Annotated in this window: 14 protein-coding genes; 5 read left to right on the forward strand and 9 right to left on the reverse strand. The window is 65.3% G+C overall.

Annotated elements, in window-relative coordinates; translation table 11 throughout:
* Window positions 1–6 precede the first annotated feature (6 nt).
* Window positions 7–5,979, reverse strand: coding sequence for a negative regulator of septation ring formation (locus IVB07_RS13390; protein WP_247767721.1), 5,973 nt, complete (start codon window positions 5,977–5,979; stop codon window positions 7–9).
* 396 nt (window positions 5,980–6,375) lie between these two features.
* On the opposite strand from IVB07_RS13390, the gene IVB07_RS13395 reads away from it, so the two are divergent.
* Both IVB07_RS13395 and IVB07_RS13400 read left to right on the forward strand, forming a co-directional pair.
* The gene (locus IVB07_RS13395; protein ID WP_247767722.1) at window positions 6,376–6,750 is read left to right on the forward strand and encodes an Hpt domain-containing protein; all 375 of its coding nucleotides are present in this window, start codon (window positions 6,376–6,378) and stop codon (window positions 6,748–6,750) included.
* A gap of 166 nt (window positions 6,751–6,916) precedes the next feature.
* The gene (locus IVB07_RS13400; RefSeq protein ID WP_247361755.1) at window positions 6,917–7,237 is read left to right on the forward strand and encodes a 2Fe-2S iron-sulfur cluster-binding protein; all 321 of its coding nucleotides are present in this window, start codon (window positions 6,917–6,919) and stop codon (window positions 7,235–7,237) included.
* 12 nt (window positions 7,238–7,249) lie between these two features.
* On the opposite strand, the gene IVB07_RS13405 is transcribed toward IVB07_RS13400, so the two are convergent.
* The gene (locus IVB07_RS13405; protein ID WP_247297155.1) at window positions 7,250–7,717 is read right to left on the reverse strand and encodes a thioesterase family protein; all 468 of its coding nucleotides are present in this window, start codon (window positions 7,715–7,717) and stop codon (window positions 7,250–7,252) included.
* Window positions 7,718–7,896: 179 nt separating this feature from the next.
* On the opposite strand from IVB07_RS13405, the gene IVB07_RS13410 reads away from it, so the two are divergent.
* From IVB07_RS13410 to IVB07_RS13420, 3 genes are all read left to right on the forward strand, one after another.
* A complete protein-coding gene (locus tag IVB07_RS13410; protein ID WP_018457536.1) occupies window positions 7,897–8,925 on the forward strand; it encodes an NAD(P)/FAD-dependent oxidoreductase in 1,029 nt (342 codons plus the stop codon).
* 115 nt (window positions 8,926–9,040) lie between these two features.
* Entirely contained in the window at window positions 9,041–9,643 is a 603-nt protein-coding gene (locus IVB07_RS13415; RefSeq protein ID WP_026233392.1) for a DUF2147 domain-containing protein, read from the forward strand.
* Window positions 9,644–10,015: 372 nt separating this feature from the next.
* Window positions 10,016–10,372, forward strand: coding sequence for a hypothetical protein (locus IVB07_RS13420; RefSeq protein WP_026233393.1), 357 nt, complete (start codon window positions 10,016–10,018; stop codon window positions 10,370–10,372).
* 55 nt (window positions 10,373–10,427) lie between these two features.
* Here IVB07_RS13420 and IVB07_RS13425 read toward each other — a convergent pair whose 3' ends face one another.
* The 7 genes from IVB07_RS13425 to IVB07_RS13455 form a co-directional block, all read right to left on the reverse strand.
* Complete coding sequence (locus tag IVB07_RS13425) at window positions 10,428–10,610, reverse strand: hypothetical protein (protein ID WP_247361757.1); 183 nt, start codon at window positions 10,608–10,610, stop codon at window positions 10,428–10,430.
* A 345-nt stretch (window positions 10,611–10,955) separates the two neighbouring features.
* Window positions 10,956–12,497, reverse strand: coding sequence for a galactarate dehydratase (gene garD, locus IVB07_RS13430; RefSeq protein ID WP_247361759.1), 1,542 nt, complete (start codon window positions 12,495–12,497; stop codon window positions 10,956–10,958).
* A gap of 129 nt (window positions 12,498–12,626) precedes the next feature.
* Window positions 12,627–14,075 (reverse strand): aldehyde dehydrogenase family protein, encoded by a 1,449-nt coding sequence (locus IVB07_RS13435; protein ID WP_247361762.1) that lies wholly within the window; start codon window positions 14,073–14,075, stop codon window positions 12,627–12,629.
* A 17-nt stretch (window positions 14,076–14,092) separates the two neighbouring features.
* Window positions 14,093–15,436, reverse strand: a complete 1,344-nt coding sequence (gene gudD, locus IVB07_RS13440; protein WP_247361765.1) for a glucarate dehydratase — start codon at window positions 15,434–15,436, stop codon at window positions 14,093–14,095.
* 24 nt (window positions 15,437–15,460) lie between these two features.
* Window positions 15,461–16,405, reverse strand: a complete 945-nt coding sequence (kdgD, locus tag IVB07_RS13445; protein ID WP_247361767.1) for a 5-dehydro-4-deoxyglucarate dehydratase — start codon at window positions 16,403–16,405, stop codon at window positions 15,461–15,463.
* A gap of 124 nt (window positions 16,406–16,529) precedes the next feature.
* The gene (locus IVB07_RS13450; RefSeq protein WP_027518955.1) at window positions 16,530–17,435 is read right to left on the reverse strand and encodes a LysR substrate-binding domain-containing protein; all 906 of its coding nucleotides are present in this window, start codon (window positions 17,433–17,435) and stop codon (window positions 16,530–16,532) included.
* A gap of 123 nt (window positions 17,436–17,558) precedes the next feature.
* A complete protein-coding gene (locus IVB07_RS13455) occupies window positions 17,559–18,899 on the reverse strand; it encodes an MFS transporter (protein WP_247361771.1) in 1,341 nt (446 codons plus the stop codon).
* Between the last annotated feature and the right edge of the window lie 8 nt (window positions 18,900–18,907).

Genomic DNA, 18,907 nt, shown 5'->3' on the forward strand with positions numbered 1-18,907 from the left:
GACCGCTTATCCCAGCCGGCCCGCTGCGTGAGCGAGCAGCGTGTACACCAGGCCCGTCTCCGAGGTCAGGTGGTTGCGCAGCTCCTGCGGGCCGCGGCCGTCGCGGGCGACTTCGTCGAGCAGGCGTTCGAACTCGGCGACATAGCGGTCGACCGTGGCCTTGAAGTTGCGGTCGGAGCGATACTTGCGGGCGACCTCGTCAAAGGCCTTCTGGCCGGCGGGCGTGTAGAGGCGCTTGGTGAAGGCCTTGTTCTCGCCGCGCTGGTAGCGGTCCCACATCTCGGAGGCGAGGTTGCGGTCCATCAGCCGGCCGATGTCGAGCGACAAGGATTCCAGCGGATTGCCGCCACCTTGCGGAGCCTGCGGCTGCGGAGCCGGTGCAGCCTGGCGGCCGCGCTGGGGCTCACGTCCGGTGGGCGCGCCCTGGTTGGCGTCCGTGCGGCTCAGCAGGTCGGACAACCAGCCGTCACGGCCCTGGTCATTGACGGCCGGCGCCACCGGGGGAGCTTCGGTGCGGCGCGAGGAGGCCGGCATGCCGAGGTCCGGCGGCGGCAGCGTCGAGGCGCTGGCGCTCTCGCGCATGCGCGTTTCGGTGCTGCGCGCGCCGACGGCCGCCAGCATCGGCTCTTCCTGGCGTTGCACGCTGGCGCGGCCCGTCGTGGAGACGTCGAGGCCGCGGCCGTGCTGGGCCACGATGCGGTTGAGCTCGGCGAGGGCCTCGATCTGGTCGACGATCACCTTGCGCATCTGCGCAGTGCTCTCGGCGGCCTCCTGCGGCATCTCGAGCACTCCGCGGCGCAGCTCGTTGCGGGTGGCTTCGAGCTCGTTGTGCATCTCGAAGGCCATCTGCTTCATGCTGGAGACGAGGTTGGTGAACTTCTCGGTCGACTGCTTGAACATCGCATCCGCCTCGTCGGTGGTCTGGCGGTAGATGTCGTGCATGGCCTCGACGGTCTGCCGGTGCTCCTCTTCGGAGGCCGACCGCACCGCCTCGAACTGGCGGGTGATCGCGGCGGAACCGGCGCCGGCGGTCTCCGCGACGACGCGGGCGATGTCGCGGGCACGCTCTTCGGCGGCCGCCAGCGATTCATCGAGCAGGCCGGTGAAGCGCGACAGGCGCTGGTCGAGATCGGCCGTGCGCAGGTCGATCGTGGTGACGAGCGATTCCAGCGCCTCCTTGCGTTCGGCGAGCGAGGCGGTGGTGTTCTTGTTGCTCTGCTCGACGACCTGCGCGGCCTCGACCAGTGCCTTGCCGTGCGCGTCGAACTGGGTCGACAGCTCGCCGAGATCCTGGAGCGCCCGCGTGGTCTTGCTGTTGAAGACGTTGAGCTGGTCTTCCAGGTTCTGCGTCGCAGCGCCGTTGCGCGAGGTGACGTCGTTCATCGCCGAGACGAAGTCGGCGACGCGCGTCACCAGCGCCCGCTCGAGCGAGTTGAGGTTATCGTGCGCACCGGTCAGCACCTCCTGGAGCAGGATGTTGCCTTCGCGCAGGCGCTCGAACAGCGCGACCGTGTCGGTGCGCAGGATCTTGCTGGTCTCCTGCATCTCGGTGACGGCCGCGATCGAGACCTGGCGCGACTGGTCGATTGCCGCGCGGGAGGCCTGCTCGAGGTCCTTGAGCGACTTGTTGACGGCACCCGTCGCCATCTCGCTCGCCGAGTTGATGGTTCGCGCCACCTCGGAGCCGTTGCCCATCATGGTCTGCGAGAACGCATGTCCGCGCGTCTCGATCGACTTCAGCGCGTCGGATGTGACGCGGTCGATGTCGAGCGTGAGCTGGCTGGCCTTGGAGCCGATCGCGTCCACGAGCGAGCCGCGCTTGGCGTCGATCATGTTGGCGAGACGGTCGGACTGCTGCTGCACGTAGGTGACGATCTCGTCGGTCTTGCCGGTCATGGCCTGGCCGAAGCTGCTGCTGGCGGCGAGCACCGAGCGCTCGACGTCGGCCGAACTCGACTTGACCCGCGAGCTCGCCTCGTTGGAGGCGTTGATCATCGCGTTCTGGGCGTTGAGCGCGCTGGTCTGGATGTCGTTGGTCGCGTTCGCGGTGGCCGTGCTCAGCGTACGCTCGATCTCGCTCGAGATCGTGCGGATCTGGCTTGCGGCATCCGCCGAGGTCGAGGTCAGCGAGGTCTGCGCCTCACGCGCGCTGTTGAGGATGGTCGAGGCGGTGTCGGCGCCGACCGAGGTCAGCGTGCGCTCGATGTCCGTAGTCAGCGACTTGATCTGGCTCGCAGCGTCCGTCGAGGCGGAGATCAGCGTGCCCTGGGCCTCGCGTACGCCGCTGGTGAGCGCCTCGATGGTGGCCCCGCCGGCGGTCGCCAGCGCGCGCTGCATCTCGGCCGCCAGCGAACGAACCTGGCCGGTCTGTTCGGCGGAGACCGCCAGCAGGGTGCTCTGGGCATCGCGGGCGCTGGTCGTGATCGTCTCGGCGGTCGACTGGCCGACCTGCGAGAGCGACCGATGCACTTCGGTGGCGAGAGACTTGACCTGGTTAGCCGCCTCGGAAGATGCGGTGACCAACATGTTCTGGGCTTCGCGGGCGCCAGCCGTGATGGTTTCAGCGGTGGTGGTTCCGGCCATTGAAAGCGAGCGCTGCACATCGGCCGCGAGCGATTTGACCTGGGCCGCCGCATCCGAGGATCCGGCAACGAGCGTGTTCTGAGCCTCCCGAGCGCCGGTCATGATGGTCTCGGCCGTCGCCGTGCCCGCCATCGAGAGCGAGCGCTGCACGTCCGAGGACAGCGCCTTGATCTGGTTGGCGGTCTCGCTCGACGCCGCGATCAGCGCGCTCTGCGCATCGCGAGCGCCGGCGGTGATCGATTCCGCCGTTGTGGTGCCGGCCATCGACAGCGAGCGCTGCACGTCGGCGGTGAGGGTCTTGACGTGGTTGGCGGCGTCCGAGGACGCCGTGACGAGCGTGGTCTGTACCTCGCGGGCACCGGCCAGGATCGAGGCGGCGGTCGCCGAGCCTGCTGACGACAGCGTGCGTTCGACGTCGGCGGTGAGAGTCTTGACGTGGTTGGCCGCGTCCGAGGACGCCGTGACGAGCGTGGTCTGCACCTCGCGGGCACCGGCCAGGATCGAGGCGGCGGTCGCCGAACCTGCCGAGGACAGGGTGCGTTCGACGTCGGCCGCGAGCCCCTTGATCTGGTTGGACGCATCGCCCGACGCGGCGACCAGCGTCGATTGGGCTTCGCGGGCGCTGGTCAGGATCGAGTTCGCGGCACCGGTGCCGACGGCCGTCAGCGCGCGCTCGACCTCGGCTGAGGTCATCTTGAGCTGGGCATTGACGTCGGAGGAAACTGTCATCAGCGACTGCTGCGCGGTGCGCGCACCGGTCTGGATGGTCTCGCTGGTGTTGACCACGAGGTTGGTGAGCGAGCGCTCGGCGTCCTCGACATGCGAGCGGATCGCGGTCGAGATCATCTCGGCGCGGGACATCATGTCCTCGCTGGCCTGGCGTCCGCTGCTCTCGATGCGGCCGGCGACGGCCTCGACGCGCGAGCCGAGCAGGTCCTCGAACTGTGCCACGCGCACGTCGATGTCGCTGGCGACGGCACCGACCTTGGTCTCGATGGCCTGCTGGATGTCCTGGAAGCGCGCCGTGACCGTGTCGGTCAGGTGCATGCTGCGGCCATCGATGATCTCGGCGACGCCGGTGATGCGGCGATCGACCGCCTCGATCGCCTGCGCGGTGCCGTCCGTAAGTGTCGAGGTCAGCAGGGTGAGGCGGGAATCGATCGACTGCACGGCCTGCGAGGCGCCGTTCGTCACCGCGCTGGTCAGGTAGGTGAGGCGCGTGTCGATGGATTCGAGCGCCTGCGACGCGCCGCCGGTGAGGGTGGTCGTCAGATGCGTGAGGCGCGTGTCGATCGTCTGGATGGTCTGCGATGCGCCATCCGTCAGCGAGCTCGCGAGATGGTTGAGGCGGTTGTCGATGGTCTCGACAGCCTGAGACGCGCCGTCGGTCAGCGACGTCGTGAGGTGGGTGAGGCGGGAGTCGATCGACTGGATCGCCTGCGCGGCGCCGTCGGTCAGCGACGAGGCGAGGTTGTTGAGCCGTCCGTCGATTGTCTCGGTGACCGACTTCGCACGGGTATCGAACGACTGTTCGAGCGCGGCGACGCGGCCGACGAGCTGCTCGTCGAAGGTCTTGATGTGACCGTCGATCGTGGAGTCGAGGCTGGAGATTTTGCCGTTCAGCGAGGCATCGAGATTGCTGACACGTTCGCCGATCGTGGTCTCGAATTGCACCAGGCGCTGGTCGAGCACAGCCGTGATCGCGCCGCCATTGGCGGTGAAGCGGGTGTCGAAATTGTCGACATAGGTCTTCAGCGACTCATGGATGTCCTGCGTGCGCTGGCCCATCCGATCGACGATCTCGCCGCCGAAGGTTTTCACGGTGCGGTCGAACTCGGAGATGTGGCGGGTGATCAGCGCGCCCAGCGTGCCGGAGTCGCGGGCGAATTTCTCGACCAGCTCGGTGCCCTGGTTCTTCACCAGCTCGTCGAAGGCGCTCATCTGGAGCGACAGCGAGTCGTGCGCGGTCTCGGTCTGGCTGACGACCTTGGCGACCAGCGTGTTGACGGTGGCGTCGAGTGCTTCGCTGGCCTTGTCGCCGGAGGTCATGATCTGGCCGGCGAGGCGGTTGCCGGCGTCGTCGATCTTGGCGGAGAGGTCGTTGGAGCGCAGCTCGAGCTCGAGCAGCAGCGAGTCCGACGAATTCTTCAGGCTGTCGTGGACCTGCTCGGTGCGCTCGGAGATGCCGTCGACGATCGCGGCGGAGCGCTGTTCGAACTCGCCGGTGATGCGGTCGATGCGCTCGTTCAGCATCTCGTGGACGCGGTCGGCGAGGTCGACGAACTCGTCGTGAACGTGGCCGGTCTTGAAATTGAGGCTGGTGGTCAGCCGCTCGCTGGCGTCGAGCACGGCGCGGGTGGTCTCGTTGCTGGCCTCCTCGAGGCGGTCGAGCAGGTCGCCGCCGCGCTCGCCGAGCGCGAGGATCATGTTGTCGCCGGCGTTGCTGAGCGCACCGGTGATGTGGGCGCCGCGCTCTTCGAGGGCGCCGGTGATGGACTTGGCGACCTCGTCGACGCGCGAGGCAATCGCGTCCGAGATCAGTGCGATGTCATGGCGCAAATCGATCTGCACGCCGGAGATGGCGCTGCGGACCTGCTCGGCCTGGCCGACCAGATTGTCGCGCTGATGCGCGATGTCCTGGAGCAGGGCGCGGATGCGCACTTCGTTGTCGGAATAGGCGCGTTCGAGCGCCGCGACCTCGTTGGCGACCAGCGTCTCGAGTTCGCCGGCGCGCGCGATGGCGCGCTCGATGCCGTCGCCCATCGCCGCAACCTCGCGGCGGATGGCCTGGCCGACGGTCACCATGGAATCGGAAGCCGAGCCTTCCGGCTCGGAGAAGCGGATCGCAACCTGGGCCATCGCCTGCGCGACCGAGCTCATTTGCTGGCCGCGCCAGACGAGGCTCGCCAGGAAGAAGAACAGCATGATCGGCGCAAAGAACATCGTGACGAGGCCGGCAATGGCCAAGACGCCGCCGCTCTGGCCCATCGCCGCCTGGATCGAAGGCAGGAAGCCGACCGTCAGCGCGGCGCAGGCGGCCAGCCAGATGACGGTGAAGATTGTCGCGCCGGTGTAGATGTTGCGGGTCGGGCGTCCCGTCTGCAACGTCTGCAAGAGCTGGCCGATGGTCGCACGGTCGTCATTGGCGGCGCGGCGCGAGGAGCGCGGCTCCTCGATCTGGTCGAACATCGCGCGTTCGTTCGCGGCAGGGCGCGCGTCGAAGCTCGGTTCGTCGAACATCGGGGGAGCCGGTGGCGCGACGGGGGGCGACGTTTCGTTGCGCATCGAGGCGTTGCGGCTGGTGTCCGCGGCCGTGTCGCTGATGTTCAGGGCTTCCTGGATTGCAGAAAGCGCATCTTCTGTGGGGTCTTTGACCTTCTTCGGAGTGTTCGCCATGTTCAGTCCGAGCCCTCGTTACTTGTACGCGTCCCCCCGCGAGCTCTGCGCGCTACGCAAGCCCACAGTCCGGATCATGCCGCTTGCGCGGATCTCCGAGCCATCCCCACCCGGACGGCTTGTCCGCCAATTTCTCCAACATCCTATTGGCAGAGCGTCGCGAATGAAATGCCCGCGATTAAGACAATCTTAATCATCGTTAACAGGATCGTGCCGTAACGCCTTAGCAATAAATGCAATTCTCCACCGGACTCGCCGGATTGCGGCAACTTTTCGTCAATAAGCAGGCAGATTTGCGCAAAACGGCCAGAACATTTCGTTAACCATTTCCGTGCTTGGGTGGAGGGAACTTGACCGCCGGACCGGCGGACATCGCGCGATGCCGGGGCCTGCGCCATGACGCCTGAACTGCAACGGATGGACTGGATGCCCTCGCCCCCGCTTGCACCCATCGACAGCCCGCTCGACCTCGATCATCTCTCCCGCATGACGCTCGGCGATTCAGAGCTGGAGCAGGAAGTGCTGGCGATGTTTGCGGAGCAGGCGGTCCGCCTGATCGCGGCGATGGCAGCGCTGCCGGCCGAAGCCGGCGCACTCGCCCACAAGCTCAAGGGCTCGGCGCGCGGGATCGGCGCCTTTGCTGTGGCAGACGCCGCAGCCAGCCTGGAGACCGCGATCCAGACCGGCCAGGGCCGGCCTCACGCCCTCGCCGCACTGAAAGAGGCGGTGACCGAGGCTCGCGCCGCCATCGAGGCGATCCTGAATCCTTAGGCCGACAGGGACAGAACCGTACTGTAGTCTTTTGTTTTGACGGGTCTTCTTCCCGCGAAGCGGTATTCGCGACTTCATCAAAACGCTATGGCGCCGGGCTGACCGACCCGTTATAGGACAGCCCGGACCCTCCTTCATTCCCTAGATCGCGGCAGCACGAGCACACATGGCGAAAATCCACTTTGTCGATCACAAGGGCGAAACCCGTACGGTGGACGTCGAGAACGGCGCGACTGTGATGGAAGGCGCCATCCGCAACAGCATTCCCGGCATCGAGGCCGAATGCGGCGGCGCCTGCGCCTGCGCCACCTGTCATGTCTATGTCGACGAAGCGTGGCGCGAGAAGGTCGGTAGCCCGACGCCGATGGAAGAGGACATGCTCGACTTCGGCTTCGACGTGCGCCCGAACTCGCGCCTGTCCTGCCAAATCAAGGTCTCCGACGATCTCGACGGCCTCGTGGTGGCGACGCCGGAACGGCAGGCCTAACTCTCTTAGCTATCATGTGCTGGGCTGCGCGACCTGGATGCCGCGCTTATGCCAGGGGCTGAGCTTCTCGAGCACTTCCGCAGTCAGCGGCGTTGGCCGGCGCGACGTTTCGTCGATCATCACGGCGACCGATGTCGCCGATGCAATGCACTTCCCTTCCGAAAACACCACCTGCTCGAACGTCACCGACGTTCGCCCCAGTTTCACCACGCCGAGACCGAGCTCGATCGTATTCGGCCAGTGCAGCTCCGCGCGAAAATGGATGTCGAGCCGCACCATGATCCAGGCAAGCCCCGGCGGCGTCAGGCCGTATTCCGGGAGCTTCATCAGCGTGACGCGGCCGGTCTCGAAATAGGTGGCGTAAACCGCGTTGTTGACGTGCTGGTTAGGGTCGAGATCGCCGAAGCGGACGTTGTCGCTGAGGCGAAAAGGATAGTCCTCCAGGCGCGGCGTCGTATCGAGGCGGCTTGGTGCGTTCACCGATTGATCTCCGTCATATCGTTCCTCGTTACAGCCCAGTTATCCTGACCCGGCAAGTGGGCCCGGCTGCGGGGCGCTCCCGCTTTTATTCCTTCCCTGATCCATCCCCGTTGGCTAGACAGGCAGGGTCACCTCGGCCCAAAGGGCGCCGTCCCACGAACGACCGATAAAGAGACGACATGAGCGACGCGATCAAAACCGATGTGCTGATTATTGGTGCCGGCCCCTGCGGTCTGTTCGCCGCCTTCGAGCTGGGCCTTCTCGACATGAAGACGCATTTCGTCGACATCCTCGACAAGGTCGGCGGCCAGTGCGCAGAACTCTATCCGGAAAAGCCGATCTACGACATTCCCGGCATTCCGCAGGTTTCTGGGCAGGGCCTCACCGACGCGCTGATGGAGCAGATCAAGCCGTTCCATCCGACCTTCCATCTCGGCGAGATGATCGAGACCGTCGAGAAAATCGGCGATCCGCTGTTCCGCTGCACCACGGACGCCGGCAAGGTGTTCGAATGCAAGGTGCTGGTGATCGCTGCCGGCGGCGGCTCGTTCCAGCCCAAGCGTCCACCGGTGCCGGGGATCGAAGCCTATGAAGGAAGCTCGGTGCACTACGCCGTGCGCAAGATGGAGACGTTCCGCGACAAGAACGTGCTGATCGTGGGCGGCGGCGATTCCGCGCTCGATTGGACGCTCAATCTGCATCCGATCGCCAAGCGCATCACGCTTCTGCACCGTCGCGACGATTTTCGCGCCGCGCCCCACAGCGTCGAGCAGATGCGCGCGCTGGTCGCGGCCGGCAAGATGGATCTGCGGCTCGGCCAGGTCACTGCGCTGTCAGGCAATGAGGGCAAGCTGAGCGGCGCCACCGTGAAGGGCAACGACAACAGCGTGAACGAAATTGCCTGTGACACCATGCTGCCGTTCTTCGGGCTGACCATGAAGCTCGGTCCGGTCGCGAACTGGGGCATCGCGCTGGAGAACAATCTGGTGCCGGTCGAGACATCCGCGTTCGAGACCAACGTGCCAGGCATCTTCGCGATCGGCGACATCAACACCTATCCCGGCAAGATCAAGCTGATCCTGTGCGGCTTCCACGAAGGCGCGCTGATGTCGCAAAAAGCCCATCGCTACGTCTATCCGGGGAAGCGGCTCGTGTTCCAGTACACGACGTCGTCCTCCAGCCTGCAAAAGAAGCTCGGCGTCAACTGATGGCGGGGGCGATGCCTCATGTTTCTGGTGCTGGAACAGTTCGCGAAATCGCCGTAGTCTGCGGCCATTGCAGTTGGCGGCTTAGCAAGGCGATTGGCTCAGCAAGGTGATGAAAATGCGGACTCTCTTTTTCAGCTTTCGGCTGTTCTCGCTTCTCGCGCTCGCGATGACGCTCGGTGCGGTGAGCCCGGTTGTGGCGCAAGTGCAGCAGCCGACCGCCGCAGGCCTCTGGCAGAAGGTCGAAGACGGCAAGACGGTGGGATGGTTTCTCTTCATCGACCACAACGGTGTGTTCGAAGGCGTCATCGCAAAAACCTTCCCGCGGCCCGGCGACGACCCGAACGAGATCTGCGCCAAATGCACGGACGATCGCAAGAACGCGCCGGTGCTCGGGCTCTCCTTCATCCGTGACATGAAGCGCGACGGCTTGAAGTATGACGGAGGCAACGTGGTCAATCCTCGCGACGGCAACATCTGGAAGGCCAAGATGACGGTCAGCCCGGACGGACAGACCCTGACGATGCGCGGTTTCCTCGGCATCTCCCTGTTCGGCAAGGACGAGACCTGGACGCGTCTTCCCGACGCCAACATCGCGCAGGTCGATCCCGCCATCGTCGCGAAATATCTTCCGGCGCAAGCGACCGCCGCGACCAAGCCGGTGCCTGTGGCACCGGCGAAGAAGGGCGGCGCAATGATGGCGCCGGTGCCGAAGCAGTAGGTCTACGTCGCGCGCTGTGGCACCTGAACTTCGGTAGCTCCACACACCGCCGTCATTGCTCGCGAAGGCGGGGATCCAGTACGCCGCAGCCTGCCCGCGTTCTTGCGCGGTGTCCCCCCGTGCGCAATCGCGCATGCGGCCAGCTATGACAGCGGAGATCTTGGCCCGCGAGCAGCGGTCATACCCGTCGAAAGACCAATGCGTGCCGGACTTGCGCCAGTAGTTCCCCGGAATGCGCGGTGGCGCCGGATTTGCATAGCTATCCGCAAAGCTGTTGGGGGATGAGTCGCCGTCCTTGACGCCTTCGCCGAGTCGCGGAAGGCGGACGGCAGTTATCGCCCCGCGGCGATGATCTCGATCCGCGGAGACGATATGAGACGTGCAATATCGTGTGCCGCCATGCTGCTGGTCCTGACGGTGCTGCTGACGGCCCCGATGATGGCGCGCGACGACGGGCGCTACGCCAACTCGCCATTAAAACCCTGGTTCGAGAGCCTGCACAGCGAATACGGCCAATGCTGCTCGGATGCCGACGGCTATATGGTCGCCGACGTCGACTGGGAATCCGACAAGGGCCGTTATCGCGTGCATCTCGAGGGCGAATGGGTGGTCGTGCCCGACGGCGCCGTCATTACCGAGCCGAACAAGATCGGCCGCACCATGGTGTGGAAGCACTATATCGACGGCCATCCGCGGGTGCGCTGCTTCATGCCGGGCAGCATGACGTAGAGTGAAACGTCATCCCGGGCGACGCGCAGCGTCGAACCCGGAATGGCGTCAAGGCTTAGCGCGCCTCGTTGTTCGCGCTGACGCTCGCAAGCCGCTTCACGCGTGGCGACAGCACCGACATCTGTGCGGGCGAGGCGGGCATACCGGCGACGATTATCGCGGGCGCAGCCGACTGCTCCTCGATGCCTGGGCCGCCGAGCACCTGGACTTGCGTCGCCGAGATCGGAAACGACGTCACTTCGTAGAGGGAAGCTCGCCGGCGAACGCGCCTGACGAGTTGGCAATCATCGCTGCGGCAACGGCAATCATCGAAAGAACGCGCATTGGAAAAATCCGTGAGAAGTGGCAATCGGAGGTTAGGTCGCGGCAATGCGCCGACAGGTTCGCCTGTGTGCGAACATTAGTTCGCGGTCGCTGATCTATTTGATTGCGTGATGTCGAAGCGACGAAGCGCGAACGAAGTTTTCCGCGCCAATGTTTCCGGGCGGTTTCGCGGAAGTGGTCGCGCGGTGACGTGTCGGTGCCCTACGTCCCGAAACGGCACCAAACATCCGCGCGGCGAGGAAGCGTCCGCGCGCGGCGCTCAGGTCACTGGCGCCGGATTGAACAGCGTCAGATCGTTGTGGATGCCCCAGCGATCCGACCAGGGTTGCGTGCGGCCGCTGGCGACGTCGAGGATCAGGCGGAACAGGTCCCAGCCGGTCTCCTCGATGGTCTTCTCGCCGGTGGCGATGCCGCCCGCGTCGAAATCGATCAGGTCCTTCCAGCGTCGCGCGAGCTCGGTCCGGGTCGCGACCTTGATCACGGGTGCAGCCGCAAGACCATAAGGCGTGCCGCGGCCGGTGGTGAACACCTGCAGCGTCATGCCGGAGGCGAGCTGGAGCGTGCCGCAGATGAAGTCGGACGCCGGCGTTGCCGCAAAGAGCATGCCCTTCTGCGTCGCCTTCTCGCCGGGCGAGAGGACGCCGGTGATGGCGCTTGATCCGGACTTGACGATCGAGCCGAGCGACTTCTCGACGATATTCGCCAACCCGCCTTTCTTGTTGCCGGGCGTGGTGTTGGCGCTGCGGTCGGCGCCGCCGCGGGCGAGATAGGAATCATACCAGGCCATCTCGCGGACCAGCGCGCGGCCGACGTCCTCGTTGATGGCGCGCCGCGTGAGCAACTGGATCGCGTCGCGCACTTCGGTGACTTCCGAGAACATCACGGTGGCGCCGGCGCGCACCAGCAGGTCGGCGGCGAAGCCGACCGCAGGGTTCGCGGTGACGCCGGAGAACGCGTCGCTGCCCCCGCATTGCAGGCCGATGACGAGATCGGCGGCCGGGCAGGTCTCGCGGGTGCGCTTGTTGAGGATCTTGAGGCGGGCCTCTGCCTGGGTCATGATTGCCTCGACGATGGCGCCAAAGCCGTCGAAGGCTTCATCCTGCATGCGCACGATGGCATTGCTGACGCCTTCCGGCACCAGACGCTCGGGCGCAAGCTTCTCGCAGCCGAGGCTGATGACCAGTATCTCGCCGCCGAAATTCGGGTTCTGTGCGATGTTTTGCAGCGTGCGGATCGGAATCACGGCATCAGGCGCGTTGATGGCGACGCCACAGCCATAGGCATGCGTCAGCGGCACGACGTCGTCGACATTCGGATATTTCGGCAGCAGCTCGGCGCGGATGCGCTTCACCGCATATTCCATCGTGCCCTTGACGCATTGCACCGAGGAGGAGATGCCGAGGATGTTCTTGGTGCCGACCGAGCCGTCGGAATTGCGAAAGCCTTCGAACGTGAAACCTTCGAGCGGCGGCAGCGGCGCGGGAACGGCGGTGGAGATTTCCAGCTTGTCGAGGGCAGGGGCCTCCGGCATGCGGATGCGCGCTTCGTCCACCCATTCGCCGGCCAGGATCGGCGCGAGCGCATGGCCGATCACCTCGCCATAGCGGATGATCGGGGCGTCCTGCGGGATGTCGACCAGCGCCGTCTTGTGTCCCTGCGGCACGAAGGCGCGCAGCGTCAGCCCGCTGGCGAAGCGGGAGCCGGCGGGAAGCCCGAAATCATTGACAACGATCGCGACGTTGTCGCGCTCGTTGAGCTTGATGTAGCGAGGCTGCTCTTTCGCTGCGACTGACTGGTCCATCTGCTTTACCTCGGAAACTCAAGTCGTAGGGTGGGCAAAGGCGCAAAGCGCCGTGCCCACCATGCTTCGTGCCGAACGTAAGCGGTGGGCGCGCCTCGCTTTGCCCACCCTACGATATCTTGCCCGTGGTTAGCCGGGATAGGTATAGGCGGTCTTCACCGTCGTGTAGAACTCGCGGGCATAGGAGCCCTGTTCGCGGGCGCCGTAGCTCGAACCCTTCCGGCCACCGAACGGCACGTGATAGTCGACGCCGGCCGTCGGCAGATTGACCATCACCATGCCGGACTCGCTGTTGCGCTTGTAGTGCGAGGCGTATTTCAGGCTGCTGGTGCAGATGCCGGAGGCGAGGCCGAACTCGGTGTCGTTGGAGATCGCGAGCGCCTCCTCGTAGTTCTTGGCGCGAATGACGGCGGCGACCGGGCCGAAGACCTCCTCGCGCGAAATGCGCATGCTGTTGTTGGCCTCGGTGAACAGCGCCGGCTGGAGGTAGTGGCCGGGCGTTTCGCGCTTGAGCAACTCGCCGCCCCAGGCGAGCTTGGCACCCTCGTCCTGGCCGATCTTTATGTAGCGCAGGTCCTGGTCGAGCTGGCTCTGGTCGACCACCGGGCCGATATGCACGCCGGCCTTGAGCGCGTCGTCCACCGTGAGGCCTTTCAGGCGCTCGGTCACCGCCGCAACGAAACGGTCGTGAATACCTTCGGTGACGATCAGGCGCGAGGACGCCGTGCAGCGCTGGCCGGTGGAGAAATAGGCGCCGTTGACGGCGACTTCGACGGCGGTCTTGAGATCGGCGTCGTCGAGCACGACCAGCGGGTTCTTGCCGCCCATCTCGAGCTGGAATTTCTTCATGTTGCTCGAGGTCACGCAGGCCTGCGCGATCTTGCGGCCGGTCTGCACCGAGCCGGTGAAGGTGATCGCGGCGACGTCGGGATGCTCGATCAGGGTCTGGCCGACCACGGAGCCCGAGCCGACAACGAGGTTGAACACGCCGGCCGGGATGCCGGAGCGGGTGATGATCTCGGACAGCGCATGCGCCGAGCCCGGCACCAGTTCGGCAGGTTTGAACACCACGGTGTTGCCGTAGCAGAGCGCCGGCGCGATCTTCCAGGCCGGGATCGCGATCGGGAAATTCCAGGGCGTGATCATGCCGACGACGCCCATCGGCTCACGGGTGAGCTCGACGTCGATGCCGGGACGGACGGAAGCGCCCTTCTCGCCGATCATGCGCAGCGCCTCGCCGGCGAAGAATGCGAAGATCTGGCCGGCGCGCGCGACCTCGCCAATTCCTTCCGGCAGCGTCTTGCCTTCCTCGCGGGCGAGCAGTCGGCCGAGCTCTTCCTTGCGGGCGATGATTTCGAGAGAGATCTTGTTCAGCGCGTCATAACGCGCCTGGGGTGTCGACTGCGCCCAAGCGGGGAAGGCGGCCTTGGCGGCTGCGATCGCCTTCTCGGTCTGGGCCTTGTCGGCCTTGGCGTATTCGCCGACGACGTCGTTGGTGTTGGAGGGGTTGATGTTCTTGGTGACGGCGGAGCCACCGACCCATTCGCCGCCGATGAAGTTCTTCAGGATCGCAGTCATAGCTTCCTCCAGAGTTTTTAACGAACCAGGCAAGGACGCTTGTCGTCGAAGGTCCAGCCGGGGATCAGGTCCTGCATGGCAATAGCGTCATCGCGGGCGCCGAGTCCATGCTGCTTGTAGAGGTCATGCGCGGCGTCGATGGCGGCCCTGTCGATTTCGATACCCAGGCCGGGCCGTTCGGGCACGGCGATCTTGCCGGCCTTGATCTGGAGCGGCTCCTTGGTCAAGGCCTGACCGTCCTGCCAGATCCAGTGTGTGTCGATCGCGGTGACCTTGCCGGGGGCGGCGGCGCCGACATGGGTGAACATGGCGAGCGAGATGTCGAAATGGTTGTTGGAGTGCGAACCCCAGGTCAGGCCGTTGTCGCGGCAGGTCTGGGCCACGCGCACCGAGCCTTGCATGGTCCAGAAATGGGGATCGGCCAGCGGAATGTCCACCGCGCCGAGGCGCAGCGCATGGGACAATTGCCGCCAATCGGTCGCGATCATGTTGGTCGCGGTGGGCAGGCCCGTTGCGCGGCGGAACTCGGCCATGATCTCACGGCCGGAGAAGCCGCCTTCGGCGCCGCAGGGGTCCTCGGCATAGGCGAGGATGCCGTGCATGTCCTTGCAGAGGCTGACGGCCTCGTCGAGCGACCAAGCGCCGTTCGGATCCAAGGTCACGCGCGCATTCGGAAAGCGCTTGGCGATCGCGGTGACGGCCTCGATCTCCTGCTCGCCGCGCAGCACGCCGCCCTTGAGCTTGAAATCGGCGAAGCCGTAATGGTCGTGGGTGGCTTCCGCGAGCCGCACCACGGTCTCCGGCGTCATCGCCTCCTGATGGCGGAGGTTGAACCATTCCGCCTTGCCGGTCTCGCCGCCGACATAGTCGAGCTTGGATTTGCGGCCGTCGCCGACGAAGAAGAGATAGCCCAGCGTCTCGACGCTGGTGCGCTGCTGGCCCTCGCCGAGCAGGGCTGCGACCGGCAGGTTGAGATGCTGGCCGAGCAAATCGAGCAGCGCGGACTCCACGGCCGTGACCGCGTGGATCATGACGCGGAGATCGAAAGTCTGCTTGCCGCGGCCGCCGGCATCGCGATCGGCGAAGGCGGTCCTGATATCGGCGAGGATGTTGTTCATCGCGCCGACGGTCTTGCCGATCACGAGATCGCGGGCGTCCTGCAGTGTCTGCCAGATCTTCTGCCCGCCAGGCACCTCGCCGACGCCGGTGTGACCGGCATTGTCGGTGAGGATGACGATGTTACGGGTGAAGAACGGCGCATGCGCGCCGCTCAGATTGAGGAGCATGCTGTCACGGCCTGCGACCGGGATCACCTGCATCGCGGTGACGACCGGTGCGCCAGTGATCTCGGACTTGGCCATCGCAGGCTCCTCCCTGTGTTGTTGTTATTCTGCAGCCTGTTGTGACGATCGGATGGCGGGCAGATTCTTCACGAGCACCGCGACTTCCGCGATCTCCTGCTCGGTGAGATCGGTCAGCGGCGGGCGGACCGGGCCGGAATCGCGGCCGATCACCTTCATGCCGGCCTTGATGATCGAGACGGCGTAGCCCTTCTTGCGGTTGCGGATCGCGATGAGGGGCAGGATGAAGTCCTTCAGGCCGGCGTGGATCATCGCGTGGTCGCGCTTGCGCACGGCGGCGTAGAAGTTGGTGGCGAATTCCGGAACGAAGTTGAACACCGCCGAGGAGTAGGTGGTCACGCCCATGTCGAGATAGGGCAGCGCGAAGGTCTCCGCGGTCGGCAGGCCGCCGATATAGGTCAGGCGGTCGCCGAGCTTGGTGTAGACGCGGGTCATCAGCTCGATGTCGCCGATGCCGTCCTTGTAGCCGACAAGGTTCGGGCAGCGTTCGGCGAGGCGCGCGAGCGTATCGGGCTGGAGAATGGCGTTGTCGCGGTTGTAGACGATGACGCCGATCTTCACGGAGGCGCAGATCGCTTCCACGTGGGCAGCAAGCCCGTCCTGCTCGGCATGGGTGAGATAGGGCGGCAGCAGCAACAGGCCGTCGGCGCCGGCCTTCTCCGCGCCGATCGCGATCTCGCGCGCGGTGGCGGTGCCGTAGCCGGTGCCGGCGAGGACGGGCACGCGGCCCTTGGTCTCGTCCACGGCGATCTTGACGACCTGCGGAACCTCGGCCGCCGTCAGCGAGAAGAACTCGCCGGTGCCGCCTGCGGCGAACAGGCCTGCGACGTCATAGCCGCAGAGCCAGTCCATGTTGGCGCGGTAGGTCGTCTCGTCGAAGGAGTAGTCCGCCTTGAACGGCGTGACGGGGAAGGACAGGAGGCCGGATCCGATCTTCTGGGCCATTTCCTGCGGGGTCATCTTGCTCATGGGCGCTGCTCCCTGGTCTCGTGTTGTGGAGGACGCAAAGGCTGCGCGTCCATGCGCCGTGGTTTAGGAGACCGTTCGATGCGGGTCCAAGCCAAAGCCTATATCGACCGATGCGAAATCAGCATCAATCTTCCATCACCTCCGCCGAGGACAATTCGCTCGCGATCTTGACGAGCGCCGAGAGCAGCGGATTCTCGTCGTCGCGGCGCCAGACCATGAACAACTCGACCGGGACGCGGGTGCGCAGCTTCAGCGGCCGCAGGCGGACGTCCGCGATCTTCAGGCTCGCGGCCGCCGCCGGCACGATGGCGAGGCCGAGGCCGGCGCGCACCATGGCGAGGATGGAGTGGATCTGGCTGAGGTGCTGCACATAGCGCGGCAGAATGTCGGCGCGGGTGAACAGCGCCACCAGCACGTCATGAAAGTAGCGGCTCTCATAGGGCGAATACATCACGAAGGGCTGGTTGTCGAAATCCTTGATCGTGATGGTCTCGGCATTCGCCAGCGGATGCTTTTTCGGGATTGCGGCGAGCAGGGGCTCGGCGACGACGCGGCGGCTGGCGATTTCGGGGCGCGCGATCGGCGGCCTGAGCAGGCCGGCATCGATCTGGCCCGAGGTCAACGCCTCGAACTGGTCGCCCGACACCATCTCCTTCAGCGAGAAGTCCACCTCGGGCAGCTTGGCGCGGCAGGCGGCGACGAGTTCGGGGAGGAAGCCGTAGGCGGCGGCCGCGGTGAAGCCGATCTTCAGCGAGCCGGACTTGCCGAGCGCGATACGGCGGGCGACCTGCGAGGCGCTTTCCGCAAGCTTCAGGATGCGCCGCGCTTCCGGCAGGAAGCTGCGCCCGGCAGGCGTTAGGCGCACCGAGCGGCTGGTACGCTCCAGCAGCGGCGCATCGATGATGTGCTCGAGCACCTGGATCTGCCGGGACAGCGGCGGCTGGGTCATGTTCAGCCGTGCGGCGGCGCGGCCGAAATGCAATTCCTCCGCCACCGTGACGAAACAGCGGAGCTGGTTGAGGTCGAACATCGATACATGCCTTAGATGGATAAGGCGTTTCCCCGGCGCTTCTAGCATCGATTACTCCCAAAACAAAGACGGCGGCCGTGAAGCCGCCGTTAAGTTGCCTGGTCAAGCTCCCATGGGGAGCCCTCAGGAGGAAAGTTTGAGCACCACGCGCTCGATCTTGCCCACGACCACGAGATAGGCGAATGCGGCCACCAGCGCATTGGCGCCGACGAATAGCAGCGCCCCGTTGAACGAGCCGGTCGCGGCCAGGATGTAGCCGATCACGATCGGGGTGCTGATCGAGGAGAGGTTACCGAAGGTGTTGAACAGGCCGCCCGAGACGCCGCCGGCTTCCTTCGGCGAGGTGTCGGAGACGACAGCCCAGCCGAGCGCGCCGATGCCCTTGCCGAAGAAGGCGAGCGCCATGAAGCCGACCACCAGCGCCTGGCCGTCGACATAGTTGCAGGCGATGATCGACATCGACAGCAGCATGCCGCCGACGATCGGGATCTTGCGCGCCATCGTCAACGAGCCAGTCTTGCGCAGGATCGCGTCGGAGATGACGCCGCCGAGCACGCCGCCGATGAAGCCGCACAGCGCCGGCAGCGTCGCGACGAAGCCGGCTTGCAGGATCGACAGGCCGCGCTCCTTGACGAGGTAGACCGGGAACCAGGTCAGGAAGAAATAAGTCAGCGTGTTGATGCAGTACTGGCCGAGATAGACGCCGAGCATCATGCGGTTGGAAAGCAGCTGGCGGATATGGTCCCATCCGGAGCCGGCCTCAGGCGCGCGCTCTTCCTTGGGAGCGTCGAGGTCGACCAGCGCGCCACCTGCCCTGATGTAGTCGAATTCGGCCTCGTTGACGCCGGGGTGCTCTTTCGGTCCGTAGACGGTCTTGATCCAGACCATGCCCATGACGATTCCGAGCGCGCCCATCACGAAGAATACGTAGCGCCAGCCGTAGTCGTGCGCGATCCAGCCCATCAGCGGCGCGAAGATGACGGTTGCGAAATACTGCCCGGAATTGAAGAACGCAGACGCGGTGCCGCGCTCATTGCCCGGAAACCAGGCCGCAACGATACGGGCGTTGGCGGGGAAAGACGGCGCTTCGGCGATACCGACGAGGAAGCGTAGGCCGAACAGCACGGTGATCGCGGTGCCGGCGCTGAAGAAGCCGACCCAGCCCTGCATCGTCGTGAACAGCGACCAGACGATGATGCTGAAGGCATAGACAAGCCGGGAGCCGTAGCGGTCGAGCAGCCAACCGCCCGGCACCTGCGCGATCACATAGGACCATCCGAACGCCGAGAAGATGTAGCCCATCGCGACGGGATCGAGGTGCAACTCCTTGGAGAGCGCGGGCCCCGCGATCGACAACGTGGCGCGGTCGGCATAATTGACGGTCGTGACCAGGAACAACATGGTCACGATGAACAGCCTGACGCGAGACCTTCTCACATCCGCTGCGGACATCACTGCGCTCATGACGCGCC

The sequence above is a fragment of the Bradyrhizobium sp. 172 genome (assembly GCF_023101065.1).
In the GTDB taxonomy this organism is placed as follows: domain Bacteria; phylum Pseudomonadota; class Alphaproteobacteria; order Rhizobiales; family Xanthobacteraceae; genus Bradyrhizobium; species Bradyrhizobium canariense_D.